Below are 14,975 nucleotides of genomic sequence, written 5' to 3' on the forward strand. Positions count from 1 at the left end.
GCGCCCTCCGAGCGCGGAAAGAACTCGTACCAGGACCCGAACAACGCCCGCCGACGCTCCACGCGCAGGGGGAGGGCCGGGGAGCGGGAGATCCGCTCGCGCAGGGGGTAGCGCGCAAGTACCGCCTCCACCTGCGGAGTCAGGGCGGCCGCCAGACGTTCGGCCGGGGGCAGGGAGTCGTCGAGGAGGGCGTCCGCCGCGGCCACAAGCACGTGCCGTTCCGCTCCTTCGGGAGCGCCGACGGCCGCACGCTCGTACAGCAGCGCCCCCTCTTCGAGCATCAGCCCGGCGTCGATGCCGGCGGGCACCTTGATCTCGGCGGCGCGCCGCCAGCCCTGCACGGGGTCCGCCCACGCCTCCACGGCGTAAGTCCAGTGCCCCTCGGCATCCGGGGTGACATCCGCCGCCCAGCGGTCGCTGCCCGGGGACATCTCGCGCATGGGAATCCACGGCTCGCCGCCCTCGCCGGAGCCGTCGGGGTCACCGGGACCGCGCAGAACGACGTTGGCCCCGACCGCGAGCTGGCCCTCACCGAAGACGGTGGCCGTGACCCGGAAGGTCTCGCCGGGAACCGCCTTCGCCGGGCGCCGGCCGCAGTCGACGACCGGCTGGACGTCCAGGACGGACGTGCCGACGGTGGTGGGGACGGAGGTCGCCTCCCGGGCTGACGTCATCGCTCTCTCTTCCGCCGAGTTCGCGCCCGATGCGCGCCCGTTCTGCACGTCTGGATCGGCTCTCGCCGGAGCCGCTTTTCGTCACTGATCCTGAAGGTCCCGGGGTGCTCGTGCCCGGCGTGTGGTGCGCGGGCGCAGGTAGAGCTCTGCCGCGTCGGCGGCGACCCGCGCCGTGCACTCGCCCATCAGTACGCACAGGGTGTACGCGGTGTCCTCGAAGCGCATCCGCACAGCACTGTCCGCGGGATGGGCGAGCAACAGCCGCTCCCACTCCCGGTAGTCGCCCAACTGCCGCGCGACCTCGGCTTTTGTAGGCAGCAGCACCATGCTGGGTCACCTTCTCGTTCGCTGATGGCGCGCAAGGTGTGCACCCGATCGGTGCGGACCCGTCCCGCGCAAGGGCACCGGCGTGTCACACCGGTCGACCTATGACTCATGGTGCACGTATGAGCACCCAGCGTCCTGTTGAGCGCTCTGCGGGGTGAGCGGCAGGGGCTCGTGTTGCGCAAATGGAGTAGCCCTCGCACGCTGAGACTTACCCAGCAGTGATCAGAGCTCACGTTCCGTGTTCGGGGCTCGGCCGCAAGACCGAGAGGGACCGGGAGCTTCGCCGAGAGGAGTCAGGAGCGATGAAATCCGCTATCCCCTGCTACTACCACCTCGACGTGGAGGTTGGCCCGGAGAGGATTGAGCAGGTCAGGCGCATTCTGGTCGCGCATCTGAAGCACTGGGGGCTGGCGGCCCACGTCGAACCCGTCGGCTACTGCACCGGAGTGCTGCTGCGCGCGATCGAGGAGCACGGAGCGGACAAGAAGGCCGTCGTGGAGATGTGGTGGAACGGCCAGCACCTCATCACCGCCGTGTGGGACAGCAACCCCGAACTCCCGCAGCGGCACTACGGGCCGCAGGGATGTCTGACGCAGATCGCCGCACTGAGTGACGGCTGGGGCAGCTGCCCGGCGACGGACGGCAAGATCATCTGGTTCTCGCGCCGTGTGCGCTCGGTCGAACACGCACGGCTGTCGCCCGCACTGCCGGGGCCCAGCCTGCTCGAGGCCCTCGAAGTACCGCGGGAGGTTCCGGTCGCGGCCCTCGCGGGCCCGCCCGAAGCGGAACCCCTGGTCGCCGCGGCCGCCGCGGCGACGGCGACCGCCCCGGGCGACAGTGCCGCGAGTGCTCACACCCTGCGGCCGGACGGGGCTCGGGTAATGATGAAGGAGCCCGTCACGGCGGCGTCATCGCCGCCCGTGTGAACGCCGGGCCATGCCCGGGCGCGGTTCCGGGCCGCCCCACCCCGAACCCGCCCGTCCGCAGGAGGCAGTTGCGTGCGCACCTGGACCGGCGCCCCTTTCCCACTGGGCGCCACACCCGACGGTGAAGGAACCAACTTCGCGCTGTTCAGCGAGATAGCCGAGCATGTGGAGCTGGTGCTCGTCGACGAAGACGTCACGCACCGCAGTGTGGCGCTCACCGAAGTCGACGGCTTCGTCTGGCACTGCTACCTGCCGGGCATCGGCCCCGGCCAGCGTTACGCCTACCGGGTGCACGGCCCCTGGGACCCCGCGGCGGGCCACCGGTGCAACCCCGCCAAGCTGCTCCTCGACCCCTATGCCAGGGCCATCGAGGGGCAGATGGACAACGACCCCGCGCTGTACGAGCACGCGGCCGAGGGCCCCGAACCGGCCGACAGCGCCTCGCACGCCCCGCTCTCGGTGGTCACCGACCCCTTCTTCGCCTGGGAGGACGACAGGCCGCCCCGGCGCCCGTACGCCGAGACCGTGGTGTACGAGACACATGTGCGCGGCCTGACCCGCACACACCCCGGGGTCCCCGCCGAACTGCGGGGCACCTACGCGGGACTCGCGACCGAGCCGGTCATCGACCACCTCACGTCGCTCGGCGTCACCGCGGTCGAGCTGATGCCCGTGCACCAGTACGTCCAGGACGGGTTCCTGCGCGACCGCGGCCTGTCCAACTACTGGGGCTACACCTCCATCGGTTTCTTCGCGCCCCACAACGCCTACGCGGCGCACGGCTCGCGCGGCGAGCAGGTCACCGAGTTCAAGGCCATGGTCAAGGCGCTGCACAAGGCCGGGCTCGAAGTGATCCTCGACGTGGTCTACAACCACACCGCGGAGGGCAACGAGAACGGCCCCACGCTCGCCTTCCGAGGCATCGACAACGCTTCGTACTACCGCCTGGCGGAGGACGATCCCGCGCACTACTTCGACACCACCGGCACCGGCAACAGCCTGCTGATGCGTCACCCCAACGTCCTGCAACTGGTCATGGACTCGCTGCGGTACTGGGTCACCGAGATGCATGTCGACGGGTTCCGCTTCGATCTGGCGGCCACGCTCGCCCGGCAGTTCCACGACGTCGACCGGCTCTCGGCGTTCTTCGACCTGGTGCAGCAGGACCCCGTGGTCAGCCGCGTCAAACTGATCGCCGAGCCCTGGGACGTCGGCGACGGGGGATACCAGGTCGGCAACTTCCCGCCGCTGTGGTCGGAGTGGAACGGCAAGTACCGCGATTCCGTACGGGACTTCTGGCGCGGCGCCGACCATTCGCTCGCCGAGTTCGCCTCCCGGCTGACCGGCTCCTCCGACCTGTACCAGCACGATCGCCGCCGCCCGCGCGCCAGCGTCAACTTCGTCACCGCGCACGACGGATTCACCCTGCGCGACCTGGTCTCGTACAACGACAAGCACAACGAGGCCAACGGCGAGAACAACCAGGACGGCGAGAACGCCAACCGGTCATGGAACTGCGGTGCCGAAGGACCCACGGCCGACGAGGGCATTCTGGAGCTGCGCGCACGCCAGCAGCGCAACTTCCTGGCCACGCTCATGTTCTCGCAGGGGATACCGATGCTCGCCCACGGCGACGAACTCGGCCGCACCCAGCAAGGAAACAACAACGCCTACTGCCAGGACAACGAGATCTCCTGGATCGACTGGAACCTCACCGGGGAACAGCGCGACCTCGTGGAGTTCACCCGCCGCGCCATCGAACTCCGGGCGGTACACCCGGTGTTGCGAAGACGCCGCTTCTTCCGGGGCGAGACCGCGACACATGAGAGCCAGCCGATGCCCGACCTGGTGTGGCTGCGCCCCGACGCACGCGAGATGACGGACGAGGACTGGCGGCGACCCGACGCACACGCCGTCGGTGTCTTCCTCAACGGTGACGCCATCGCGGAGCCCGACGCCCACGGAGGCCCCGTGGTGGACGACTCCTTTCTGCTCCTGCTGAACAGCTACCGGGAGCCGGTCGTCTTCGACCTGCCGGACGCCGCGTACGGCGAACGCTGGACCACGCGCATCGACACCTCGGACCCCCGCGGAGCCGCCGACGAGGTGGAACACAAGGCGGACAGCGAGGTCTGCGTGCAGCCGCACAGTCTGCTCATGCTGTCCCGGCCCGCCAGAACGACCGGCCGCCGGAAGTAAGTGACCGGTCGCGGGACTTCACCGCGCCGGACGTGACCGGTCGCGGGACTTCACTGCGCGGAGCGCGAGTTCACCACGAAGCGTGCCCCGTCCGGGTCGGCCAGGACGGCCTCCGCCGCACCCGGCCCGCCCTCCAGAACCCTGCCACCGTTCTCCCGCGCGGCCCGGGTGCACGCGTCCACGTCGGCGACCGCGAAGTGAATCTGCCAGCGCGGCCGGATCGCGGGGTCCGGCGCCGCTTCCACCGCGCCGGAATGGATGCGGGCCACGACATGGCCCTCGTTGCGCAGCACGACCCGCTCGTCCTCGTAGTCGACTTCGCAGCAGCCCGCGGCCGCGGACGCCCAGCCGAGGACCTCGCCGTAGAAAATGGCCGCGTCGAAGGCGTTGCGGGTGTGGAGCTCCACGAAGACCGGAGCCGCACGGCGCCAGTCCTCCCAGTCCGCCACCAGCTCGCCCTCCCAGACACCGAAGACCGCCCCGTCGCGATCGGCCAGCAGAGCGGCCCGCCCCGGCGGGAACGAGAGAGGCCCCACGGCGGTCGTCCCGCCACGCTCCTGGCTGCGGGCCACGGTCTCGTTCGCGTCGGACGCGGCGAAGAAGGGGGTCCACGCGACGGCCGCGTGACCCATGGCCTCCACGGCCGACACGCCCGCCACCGGTACCCCGCCCACTCTGGCGAACCTGTACTGGTCGCCCAGCTTGCCGACCCGCCAGTCCCACCCCAGTACGGCGTGGTAGAACGCCTCCGCGGCGTCCAGATCATGGGTGGTCAGGCTGACCCAGCAGGGTGCGCCGAACACCGTACGGCTGGCCACGACCTCGTTCCCCGCTGCCCTATGGCTGTTCATCTCTGTACCGTTCTGAGGTCGATGGGGCGTCTGCGAACCTTCGGTCCCATCATCGCTGCCTTCGTCCCCGCTTGCCCCTTACGGTTGGGCTGGTCGGGGTGTCGCGGCGCAGGCAGGCTCAGCGGCCCCGTCGTACGCGGGCTCTCACGGCCCCTCGTGCTCCCTCAGGACTCCTCGCGCTCCCTGACGACATCAGCCGCGGCCTTGTCGTCCCGCAGCCCCTGATAACGGGGGTGGCGCAGCATGCCGTCGCGCGTCCACTCCGTGAAGGCGATCTGCGCCACGAGGCGAGGCTGCGCCCAGTGGGTGGTGCGGCCGGGGATCGGGTCGTCGAACGGCGAGTCGGTCACCGCGAGTTCGTCGAGTTTCCGGCGCAGGGCCAGCAGGGTGCGCCGGTCGAAGCCGGTGCCGACCTTGCCCGCGTAGCGAAGCCGCCCGTCCTCGTAGTAGCCGATGAGCAGTGCGCCGATGCCTTCCCTGCTGCCCGTGGGTTCGGTGAACCCGCCCACCACGAACTCCTGGCCCCGTGCGCACTTCAGCTTGAGCCAGTCGTCCGAGCGGCGCGCCTGGTAGGTGCTCTCGGCCCGCTTGGCGATGAGGCCTTCCCAGCCGCGCCGGCAGGCGTCGGCGAGGAGTTCGGGGCCGCCCGCGTTGCGGTGGGTGCTGAACCGCAGCGGGGCCGTGAACGCGATCGAACGCCGGAGCAGCGACTTGCGGGTGCGCAGCGGCAGCCGGCGTACGTCCATGCCGTCCAGGCGCAGCAGATCGAAGACGTAGTAGGTCACCGCGACCTTGCTCGCCGCGACGTCGGCCGGCCGGGTGAGTCCCATGCGTCGCTGCAATCGCGCGAAGTCCGTGCGGCCGCGGGAGTAGGCGACGATCTCGCCGTCGACCGTGAAGTCCGCGCGGTTCTGCCCGGCGAGCGCGTCGATGATCTCCGGGTACGTGGCGTCGAGGCGGCGCCCGGACCGGGAGCGGAGCGTCACCTCGCCGTTCTCGCACACCGCGAGCGCGCGGATGCCGTCCAGCTTCCGCTCGAAGATCCAGCCCTGCGGAAAGTCACGCCGGTCACTGAGCGTGGCCAGCATCGGGGAGGCCGCGATCTCGACGCCCGGCGCCGCCTCGCGGACGCGGTCCGCCAGGCCGGGCGGCAGCGCGTCGAGCAGGCCGGTCATCCGCTCTCACCGTCGTCGGAGTTCCAGGTCGGTGCGTCCGGTGACTCGGCGACCTGGCGCAGCGTACGGCCGCTGCGTGCCGAGCGGGCCCGCCGCGGATCGGGGGTGCCGCCGCCCGAGCCGTGCCCCGATCCGGTCCGTACGAGCAGCCACGTCGGTTTCGAGGCGGACCCGCCGCTCTTCTCCTCGCGGCCGTGGAAGCGGGTGAGCGCGTACTGCCCGCGCAATTTCTCGCCGTGCAGGTCGAACGTGGCGTGGCCGTTCTCCAGGGCCTGCGCGAAGGGCACCGGCCGCTTCTTCTTGTCGTGGCTCGTCGGCCGGTACGTGCCGTGGTCCCAGACGATGACGGTCCCGCCGCCGTACTCGCCCTCGGGGATGACTCCCTCGAAGTCCTGGTAATCCAAGGGGTGGTCCTCGGTGGGGATCGCCAGGCGCTTGTCCTGCGGGTCGGTGGAGGGACCCTTCGGGATCGACCAGGACTTCAGTACGCCGTCGACCTCGAGGCGGAAGTCGAAGTGCATCGTGCTCGCGTCGTGGATCTGCACCACGAACGCGGGCTCATCGGCCGAACCCGGCCCGTCGGCTCTGTCCCCTCTGTCTCCGGTGTGCTCGCCGCTCGGCTCGCTCGTCTTCTCGAAATGCCGTTTCTTGCGATAGGTCTGCAGTCCGTCCTTCTCGCTCACGGCAGCTCTCTTCCGTCGGGGCCGCTGGTCCGCTCACGCTGTGTACCCCGTGATCGTCGGCGGCACACGCCCCTTGAACCCATCGGGTGACCTGCGCTGATACCGCCGGAGCAGGCGAAGCCGAGCTTCTGACGGCCGCACCCCTGACGGCGTCCGTCACGAGGCCTTGCGCTGCTTGCCCCCTCGCAGGGCGTCGAGGAGCTCTGTCCGGTTCATGGAGGAGCGGCCGGGGATGCCGGCGTCCGTGGCGCGCCGGTAGAGGTCGGCCTTGGTCAGGGTGTCGAGCGAGGGCTCCGCCGCCTTCCCCTTGCTTCCGCCCTTGTTTCCGCTCCTGCTCCTGCTCTTGCCCTTGCCCTTGCCCTCGCTTGTGCGCCGCGAGGGCTTCTTCGTACGGTCGACGCTCGCCCGCAGCGCGTCCATGAGGTCGACGACGTTGGTGGGCTCGGCCGGGGGTTCGGCCTTCTCGACGGACTCTCCCGTGCGCTTGGCCTCGATGAGAGCGGTCACCTGCTCCTGGTAGGTGTCGTGGAAGTCTTCGGGCTTCCAGTCGATGCGGAGCGTGTCCACGAGTTGGCGTGCCATCTTCAGCTCGCGGTCGGTGACCTTCGTCTTCCCCGGCAGGTTGTCGATCTCCTGTCGCGGATCGCGGATCTCGTCGGACCAGTGGAGCGTGTGCAGCGTCAGGAGACCGTCCTCGGCCTTCACCGCGACGAGATACTGGTGATTGCGCATCACGAAGGTGGCGATCCCCGCCCGGTCCGACTCGGACAAGGCCTTCTCCAGCAGGGCGTAGACCTTGGTGTACTCCTTGCTCCGCGGGCCGAGGTAGTACGTCTTGTCGAAGAAGATCGGCTCGACGTCCTTCAGGTCGACGAATCCCTCGATCTCCAGCGCCTTCGAGCGGCCGGGAGCGATGTCCTCCAACTCGTCCGGCTCGACCACCACGTACTCGTCGCCCGCGTCGTATGCCTTGACGATCTCGTCGAGGGGCACTTCCTCGCCGGTGCGTTCATTCACGCGCTTGTTGCGGACCCGGTCGGAGGTGCCGCGCTGGAGCTGGTGGAAGCGCACGGTGTGGCTGTCCGTCGCGGTGTACATCTGCACGGGCAGGGACACGAGACCGAAGGTCACCGTTCCGCTCCACACTGGACGCGCCATGACCGCGTTCACCTCTTTCCGTCGCCGCCCGTGTCCGTCTCCACCCATGGCACCCCGGCGGCGCGCTCGCCGCATCCGGAAGGTTCGGAGCCGTGGGCGAACGGGCACAGGGCAGTGGCAGCGGCTTCTGGATCAGCGGCCTACGCTGGGCGCGTGACGCACGACAGCAGGCCCCTGGCCGTATTCGACCTGGACAACACGCTTGCGGACACCGCGCATCGTCAGCGCTTCCTGGAGGTGAAGCCGCGCGACTGGGCCGCCTTCTTCGCCGCGGCGCCGGACGACCCGCCGCTGGAGCAGGGCATCGCTCTCGCCTTGGAGAGCTCGCGCGAGTGCGAGGTCGTCTACCTCACGGGCAGGCCGGAGCGGTGCCGCAAGGACACCGTGGCGTGGCTGGCGGCGCAGGGGCTTCCGGAAGGGCGGATCTGGATGCGCCGCAACGACGACCGGCGGCCCGCCCGCCGCACCAAGCTGGAGATCCTCAAGAGGATCGCCGGGTCCCGCGAGGTCCGGATGCTGGTGGACGACGACGAGTTGGTGTGCGACGAGGCGGAGCGGGCGGGCTTCAAGGTCGTACGGGCGCGCTGGGCGAGCACGTCCCCCGCGCTGAAGGACGCGCAGGAGCGTGAGGGGCGGACGTGACCGCCCGGCGGCGGGGTCAGGCGCTGTCGCCGTCCTCCAGGCGGAAGCCGACCTTCAGGCCGACCTGGTAGTGCTCGATCTCGCCGTTCTCGATGTGGCCGCGCACCTGGGTGACCTCGAACCAGTCCAGCGAGCGCAGCGTCTGCGAGGCGCGGGCGACGCCGTTGCGGATGGCCTGATCGACGCCCTCGTGCGAGGTGCCGACGATCTCGGTGACCCGGTAGGTGTGGTCGGACATCAGAGTGGTCCTCTCCGCCGTGTGGTGACCGCACAGCTGTGGGGTGACGTCACTCCACCGTGCCCCACGATGCGACGCGGCGCGAGGCGGTGGGCACGGCAGGTTCGGCGGCACCGTCCAGTTCGAGCCGCGAGGCATGGACGGGCGTTCCTCGCCATCGGCTGATTTGTCCCGGGATCCGCACCTGAATCTCCGATCCCGGTGCCGATCCCCCTTGACCGACCCATTGGTACATACCAAAATCCAGCCGTACCCGTTCGAGCCAACGGAGCTCACCCCCACGTCGGGCCGACCTTCCCTGTCCGCAGGAAGAAAGTGACCCACGTGATACCGCACCGCCGCGTCTCCATGTCCCTGACCCTCGTCCTCGCCGCCGGCACGCTGCTCCCCGGATGCGGCGTCCTGCCGGGCACGGACGAGGACAGGCGGACCGTCACGGTGTGGCTCATGCGGGGCAGCACATCGGCGGAGTTCATCGAACGTTTCACCACGGACTTCGAGAAGCGGCACGGCGACATCGACCTGGAGATACGCCTCCAGGAGTGGACCGGCATCGGGGACAAGGTCAAGGCCGCGCTCAAGTCGGAGAAGGGCCCCGACGTCATCGAGGTCGGCAACACCCAGGTCGCCCAGTACGTCGACGAGGGCGGGCTCTACGACCTCACCCTGGAATCCGCGCGCGACCTCGGCATGAAGGACTGGCTGCCGGGCCTGGCCGAACCGGGCCGGTACAACGGCAGCCAGTACGGCATTCCCTGGTACGCAGCCAACCGCGTCGTCATCTACAACAAGGACCTCTTCGCGCAGGCCGGGATCGAGGAGCCGCCGAAGACACGCGCGCAGTGGCTCGCCGACACTCGGCGGCTCGACTCCGGCGGCAATCAGGGGATCTACCTCGCGGGCCAGGACTGGTACACCCTGGCCGGGTTCATCTGGGACGAGGGCGGCGAGCTGGCCACGGAGGCCAAGGGGTCGCGAGGGGTGTGGAAGGGCAGCCTGCACTCGGCCGCGGCGCTGCGGGGCATGGAGTTCTACCGGCAGTTGCAGGCACTGGGCGATGGCCCGCAGGACGCGGACGAGGAGCACCCGCCGCAGGCCGGGGTCTTCGCGGAGGGGAACGTGGCGCAGATCGTCGCCGTGCCGGGGACGGCGCGGGCCATCGAGGAGAAGAACCCCGAACTGAAGGGCAAACTCGGCTACTTCCCGGTGCCGGGCAAGACGGCCGCCAAGCCGGGCGCGGTCTTCACCGGCGGGTCCGACCTCGTGGTGCGCGGGAAGACCGAGGACCGCAGGAGCGCGGTCGCCGTGATCGAGGCACTCGCGGGCGAGAAGTGGCAGAAGGACCTGGCGCGGACCATGAACTACGTGCCGAACAAGACGACTCTGGCGTCCGCGGTCGCCGGCGAGGAAGGCATCGCCGCGATGGCGGCGGGCGCCGCGCAGGGCCGGGCCACTCCCGCTTCGCCGCAGTGGGCGGCGGTGGAGGCGGACAACCCCATCAAGGCGTACATGTCGAAGGTCCTGGCCGGCGGCGACCCGGCGACGGAGGCGAAGGCCGCCTCGCGCCGGATCACAAAGGAGCTGGACGTCAGCGGGTCATAGCGGTTCACGGCGGGCCCGGACACCTCGCGAGGGAGGGTCTCCGGGTGGTCGGCCGACCACCCGGAGACCGGGCCCGCCTAGCGTGCCACGCTGAGCGACAGCGCGAAGCGCGCCCTCTCGTCCGTCCACCAGTGCGTCAGCTTCAGGCCTGCCGCGGCCAGTTCGGAGCGCACGCCCTCCTCGCGGAACTTCGCCGAGATCTCGGTGCGCATCTCCTCGTGGCGCTCGAAGTCGACCGCCAGCTCCAGCGCCGGGATCTTGACCGTCTGGGCGACCAGGGAGCGCAGCCGCATCTCGATCCACTCGTGCTCGCGGTCCCAGACGGCCACGTGCGAGAACGCGTCGGGGTCGAAGTCCGCGCCCAGCTCGCGGTTGATCACATGCAGGACGTTCTTGTTGAAGGAGGCCGTGACGCCCGACCCGTCGTCGTACGCCGAGACGAGCACCGACTCCTCCTTCACCAGATCCGTGCCGAGCAGCAGCGCGTCACCGGGGGAGAGCAGGGTGCGTACCGAGGCGAGGAACGCCGAGCGCTCCGCGGGCAGCAGGTTGCCGATCGTGCCGCCCAGGAAGGCGACCAGACGCGGGCGTGGTGTGCCGGGCAGGGCGAGGCCGCGGGTGAAGTCGGCGATCAGGGCATGCACGTTCAGGGACGGGCGCGAGGCGATCAAGGTGTTCGCGGCGCCGGTGAGCGCGCTCTCGCTGACGTCCACGGGCACATAGGTGTGCAGGTCCGCGAGCGCGTCGATCAAGTGCCGGGTCTTCTCCGAGGAGCCCGAGCCCAGCTCGATCAGCGTGCGGGCCCCCGTCGCCGCGGCGATCTCCGCGGCGCGGGTCTGCAGGATCTCGCGCTCGGCGCGCGTCGGGTAGTACTCCGGAAGCGTCGTGATCTCGTCGAAGAGCGCGCTGCCCCGCGCGTCGTAGAACCACTTGGGCGGCAGCGTCTTGGGCGAGTGAAGGAGGCCCGCGAGGACATCGGCGCGCAGAGCGGCGCCGGTGGCGTCCAAGGGCAGGGTGCGGGTCAGCTGGAACGGGCTCACGCGGTGGGCTCCTTGAGCGGGGTCAGCAGAACATCGGTACGGCTGGCGGCGAGCAGCGTGCGGTCGGGCACCTCACGCCAGTGCGGATCGTCGTCGTAGGGCTCGGAGGCCACGACGGTGCGGCGGCCCGGTTCGGTGAGATACCAGAGGGTGTCTCCCCAGGCGGTCGCGGTGATCGTCTCGCCGTTGGTGAGCAGCAGGTTGAGGCGCGATCCGGGGGCCGCCGCGGCGACCTCGACGACGGTGTCCGCGAGGGCCTGGCCCTCGTCGTCGCCGCTGCGCAGCCGGTGCAGGACGAGCGCCCACACCAGCGCGGAGTCGCAGCGCGCCTCCATGGAGAGCAACTCGGCGGCCGGCAGGCCGCGGGCGACCTGCGCGAGCGTCCGGGGCCAGCCCGTGATCGCGCCGTTGTGGCTGAACAGCCAGGTCCCGGCGGAGAACGGCGCCGCCGCCGCTTCCCCGTCCGCGCCCGCCTCGGTCGCGTCACGCACCGCCGCGAGCAGGGCGCAGGACCGGACGACACGGGAGAGGTCCGCGAAGGACTGATCGCCCCAGATCGGCCCGGCACGGCGGTAGCGCGCGGGCACCGGATCTCCTTCCGCGTACCAGCCGACGCCGAACCCGTCGGCGTTGACCGTGCCGTAACGCTGCCTCCGTGGTGCCCAGGACTGCCGGAACAGGCTGTGCGCGGGGTCCGTCAGAAGCTTCCCGAGTGGCTCTTCGGGTCCCAGGAAGGCCAGATGGCGGCACATCAGGCGGTTTCCGCGGGGCCGGCGTCGCGCGCGGTGCGGAACCCGGAGAAGATCTGCCGGCGCACCGGGTGGTCCCAGTTGCGGAACGTGCCCCGGCACGCCACCTCGTCCACGGAGAACGCCCCGCCCCGCAGCACCTTGTAGTCGCCGCCGAAGAAGACGTCGGAGTACTCGCGGTAGGGGAAGGCGGAGAACCCCGGATAGGGCAGGAAGTCGCTCGACGTCCACTCCCATACGTCGCCGATCAACTGGCGTACGCCGAGGGGGGATTCACCGGCGGGATAGCTGCCGGCCGGAGCCGGGCGGAGATGGCGCTGGCCCAGGTTCGCGCGCTCGGGCGTTGGGTCCGTGTCACCCCACGGGTAGCGCATCGAGCGGTCGCTCGCCGGGTCGTGCCGGGCGGCCTTCTCCCACTCCTCCTCGCTGGGCAGGCGCCGGCCCGCCCACCGTGCGTACGCGTCCGCCTCATACCAGCTGACGTGCAGGACCGGCTCGTCCGGCGGGACGGCCTCGACGGTCCCGAAGTGGCGGCGCAGCCACTGACCGCCCTCGCGGCGCCAGAAGAGCGGCGCCGAGAGTTCGTTGCCGCGGACCATGTCCCAGCCCGCCGGGGCCCACCACCGCTGGTCCGTGTAACCGCCGTCGGCGATGAAGCGCTGGTAGTCGGCGTTGGTCACCGGCGTCGTGTCGATGAAGAACGGCGGGACGAGGCGGTGGTGCGCCGGACGTTCGTTGTCCAGGGCCCACGGCTCCGTGGACGTGCCCATCGTGAACGGGCCGCCCGGCACCAGGACTTCGGAGGGTCCGGTGAACCGCGGCCCCGGCTCCGGATCGGGCGCCGTGAGCGCCGTGGGACCCGAGCGCAGCTGATGTGTGATCAGCATCGTCTCGTCGTGCTGCTGTTCGTGCTGCGCGATCATGCCGAAGGCGAAGCCCGCGTCGGCCAGCGGCGAACCGCGGAACGGTGTGCTCTGCAGGACGTCGAGGGCACGTCCGCGCACCTCGGCCGCGTAGCCGCGGGCCTCGGCGGGCGCGAGGAGCGGCAGGCTCGGCCGCTCGGAGCGCGGGTGCTCGAAGGCGTCGTACAGGCCGTCGATCTCGGGCCGCATGGCGTCGCGTCCCGCGACCGCCCGCAGCAGCCACAGTTCTTCCTGGTTGCCGATGTGCGCCAGGTCCCAGACCAGGGGTGACATCAACGGCGAGTGCTGCGCGGTCAGTTCGGGCTCCTCTACGCACGTGGTGAGGAGCGAGGTGCGTTCCCTGGCGGCCAGCAGGGCCGCCAGGGCGCGCTGCCGAAGCGCATCGGGGTCGCTGACTGTTCCGGTCATCGGAGGATGCCCTTCTCGTGCTCGTGGTCGTAGTGGTGGCCGTCCCGGTGCCCGTCGAGCAGGTCGTCGGCCGGGCAGCGGCCCCGCAGGACATACCGCTCGGTGTAGGCGGCGACGGCCTGTCGCACCTCGGCGCTCGCACCCACCCGGGGCAGCGCGTCGGCCGCCGCGGCGAAACAGGCGACCGCGGCCTCGCGCAACTCCGGATCGGCGAGCCCGCACCGCGCCGCGTCCAGCCACAGCGGGCTGCGCGGCGCCGCGGGTGCGCCGGGCGGGAACGCGCGCTCGGCCAGCGGCTTCAGGGCGCGGTAGGCGGTCTCTGCCGCCTGCGGGTCGTCGAAGAGCGCGCTGGTGACGGCGAGCGGCACGATCCAGCCGTGCGCACCCGGCTGCGCGTCGACCATCCGCAGCTCCAGATGGCCGCGCGGGCGTACGGGCGGGAAGAGGGTGGTCAGGTGGTGTTCGAGATCCTCGCGTGTCGGCGGGCGCGGCGCGCCCGAGCGGGCCCAGCCGCGGAAGGTCAGCCCCTCCGGAACGGCCCAGGGCGCCGTGTCCTCGCCGTCCCCGTCCTGCCCGGATCTGATGAACATCACCGGAGCGTCGAGCACGCGCCGCGTCCAGGCTGCCCGCGGCTCTCTGTCGAGGGAGGGCGCGCCCGACGTGCCCGGATCGATCGACGCCCAGACGGCCTGGCGCGTGGAGCGCCAGCCGGTGGCGCGCCCGTCCTGGACCGGCGAGTTCGCGAACGCCGCGACAAGGACGGGACCGAGGAGGTGCGCCAGTCGCCAGCGCCGGCCGTAGCCGAGCGGACCTGGCTCCTCGTGCCCGGCGTCCAGGCAGATCTGCACGGAGGCCGTGGAGCACATCATCCGGCGGCCCGCGGGGCCCGCGCGGTCGAGGTAGCTCTCCATCGCGTCGTAGCGCGGCCGGCGCAGGATGCGGGACGGCGGACGCCAGGGATCGGCACCGAGGCCGGTGAGCGTCAGATCCAGGGTGGCGAGGCGATCGCGTACGAGAGCGAGATCGGCCGATACGTCGGACACGCAGTCCATGAGCGAGGCGGCGGGGAGCGAGCTGAGCTCCAGCTGGCCGCCCGGTTCGACGGTGATCAGGGAGTGCAGGGGCAGGGCCCGCAGTGCGGCATATGCCGTTTCGAGGCGGGCGGGGGCTATGGGCAGGTGGAGCCGGTGCGGCTCGTGGATCAGCCATTCCAGTTCGACACCGGTGACGCGTGGTGGTCCTGTCTTGAAGCAGATGCCGGTGACCAGCGCCTCCGCCTCGGACTCGGATACCGCGGTGCCGTACTTCGCGCGGTACGTCGTACAGTCGCCCTCGGGCATTGCAGGGATCCTCCTGTTCAGGTTCTGCCTGGTCCAGCGG

15 protein-coding genes are annotated in these 14,975 nt (G+C 70.7%); 4 read left to right on the forward strand and 11 right to left on the reverse strand.

Going from position 1 to position 14,975, the window contains the following annotated elements:
• Positions 1-674 (reverse strand): maltotransferase domain-containing protein (locus IE226_RS00005; RefSeq protein WP_190078812.1); only part of this gene is annotated, 674 nt, incomplete at its 3' end.
• Positions 675-755: 81 nt separating this feature from the next.
• Positions 756-1,001 (reverse strand): DUF5133 domain-containing protein, encoded by a 246-nt coding sequence (locus IE226_RS00010; RefSeq protein ID WP_373306830.1) that lies wholly within the window; start codon positions 999-1,001, stop codon positions 756-758.
• A 302-nt stretch (positions 1,002-1,303) separates the two neighbouring features.
• Between IE226_RS00010 and IE226_RS00015 the strand changes: the two genes are divergently transcribed.
• On the forward strand, positions 1,304-1,927 hold the full coding sequence (locus tag IE226_RS00015; RefSeq protein WP_308429371.1) for a pep a2: 624 nt from the start codon (positions 1,304-1,306) through the stop codon (positions 1,925-1,927).
• 72 nt (positions 1,928-1,999) lie between these two features.
• Positions 2,000-4,126, forward strand: a complete 2,127-nt coding sequence (glgX, locus tag IE226_RS00020; protein WP_190078813.1) for a glycogen debranching protein GlgX — start codon at positions 2,000-2,002, stop codon at positions 4,124-4,126.
• Between the two features lie 50 nt (positions 4,127-4,176).
• Here glgX and IE226_RS00025 read toward each other — a convergent pair whose 3' ends face one another.
• The 4 genes from IE226_RS00025 to ku form a co-directional block, all read right to left on the reverse strand.
• On the reverse strand, positions 4,177-4,977 hold the full coding sequence (locus tag IE226_RS00025; protein ID WP_190078814.1) for a VOC family protein: 801 nt from the start codon (positions 4,975-4,977) through the stop codon (positions 4,177-4,179).
• A 164-nt stretch (positions 4,978-5,141) separates the two neighbouring features.
• Positions 5,142-6,152 carry a non-homologous end-joining DNA ligase gene (ligD, locus tag IE226_RS00030; protein ID WP_190078815.1) on the reverse strand — a complete coding sequence of 337 codons (1,011 nt, stop codon included), beginning with the start codon at positions 6,150-6,152 and terminating at the stop codon, positions 5,142-5,144.
• Positions 6,149-6,835, reverse strand: a complete 687-nt coding sequence (locus IE226_RS00035; protein WP_190078816.1) for a DNA polymerase ligase N-terminal domain-containing protein — start codon at positions 6,833-6,835, stop codon at positions 6,149-6,151. Before IE226_RS00035 ends, ligD begins: the two co-directional genes overlap by 4 nt.
• Before the next feature lie 156 nt (positions 6,836-6,991).
• Positions 6,992-7,993: a non-homologous end joining protein Ku gene (gene ku / locus IE226_RS00040; protein WP_190078817.1), complete on the reverse strand. Its 1,002-nt coding sequence runs from the start codon at positions 7,991-7,993 to the stop codon at positions 6,992-6,994.
• A 153-nt stretch (positions 7,994-8,146) separates the two neighbouring features.
• Between ku and IE226_RS00045 the strand changes: the two genes are divergently transcribed.
• Entirely contained in the window at positions 8,147-8,635 is a 489-nt protein-coding gene (locus IE226_RS00045; RefSeq protein WP_190078818.1) for a phosphatase domain-containing protein, read from the forward strand.
• A 16-nt stretch (positions 8,636-8,651) separates the two neighbouring features.
• Here IE226_RS00045 and IE226_RS00050 read toward each other — a convergent pair whose 3' ends face one another.
• Positions 8,652-8,873: a dodecin gene (locus IE226_RS00050; protein WP_190078819.1), complete on the reverse strand. Its 222-nt coding sequence runs from the start codon at positions 8,871-8,873 to the stop codon at positions 8,652-8,654.
• Positions 8,874-9,221: 348 nt separating this feature from the next.
• On the opposite strand from IE226_RS00050, the gene IE226_RS00055 reads away from it, so the two are divergent.
• Positions 9,222-10,475: an extracellular solute-binding protein gene (locus tag IE226_RS00055; RefSeq protein WP_190079507.1), complete on the forward strand. Its 1,254-nt coding sequence runs from the start codon at positions 9,222-9,224 to the stop codon at positions 10,473-10,475.
• Positions 10,476-10,552: 77 nt separating this feature from the next.
• Here IE226_RS00055 and egtD read toward each other — a convergent pair whose 3' ends face one another.
• Genes egtD through egtA form a run of 4 tightly spaced genes read right to left on the reverse strand, consistent with a single transcriptional unit; the run spans position 10,553 to position 14,935 of the window.
• On the reverse strand, positions 10,553-11,515 hold the full coding sequence (gene egtD, locus IE226_RS00060) for an L-histidine N(alpha)-methyltransferase (RefSeq protein ID WP_190078820.1): 963 nt from the start codon (positions 11,513-11,515) through the stop codon (positions 10,553-10,555).
• Positions 11,512-12,267: an ergothioneine biosynthesis protein EgtC gene (gene egtC / locus IE226_RS00065; RefSeq protein WP_190078821.1), complete on the reverse strand. Its 756-nt coding sequence runs from the start codon at positions 12,265-12,267 to the stop codon at positions 11,512-11,514. The genes egtD and egtC overlap by 4 nt, the downstream gene beginning before the upstream one ends.
• Positions 12,267-13,595, reverse strand: a complete 1,329-nt coding sequence (egtB, locus tag IE226_RS00070) for an ergothioneine biosynthesis protein EgtB (RefSeq protein WP_190078822.1) — start codon at positions 13,593-13,595, stop codon at positions 12,267-12,269. Before egtB ends, egtC begins: the two co-directional genes overlap by 1 nt.
• Positions 13,592-14,935 carry an ergothioneine biosynthesis glutamate--cysteine ligase EgtA gene (gene egtA, locus IE226_RS00075; RefSeq protein ID WP_190078823.1) on the reverse strand — a complete coding sequence of 448 codons (1,344 nt, stop codon included), beginning with the start codon at positions 14,933-14,935 and terminating at the stop codon, positions 13,592-13,594. Before egtA ends, egtB begins: the two co-directional genes overlap by 4 nt.
• Positions 14,936-14,975 lie beyond the last annotated feature (40 nt).

Origin of the sequence: Streptomyces longisporoflavus (genome assembly GCF_014649775.1) — a bacterium.
In the GTDB taxonomy this organism is placed as follows: domain Bacteria; phylum Actinomycetota; class Actinomycetes; order Streptomycetales; family Streptomycetaceae; genus Streptomyces; species Streptomyces longisporoflavus.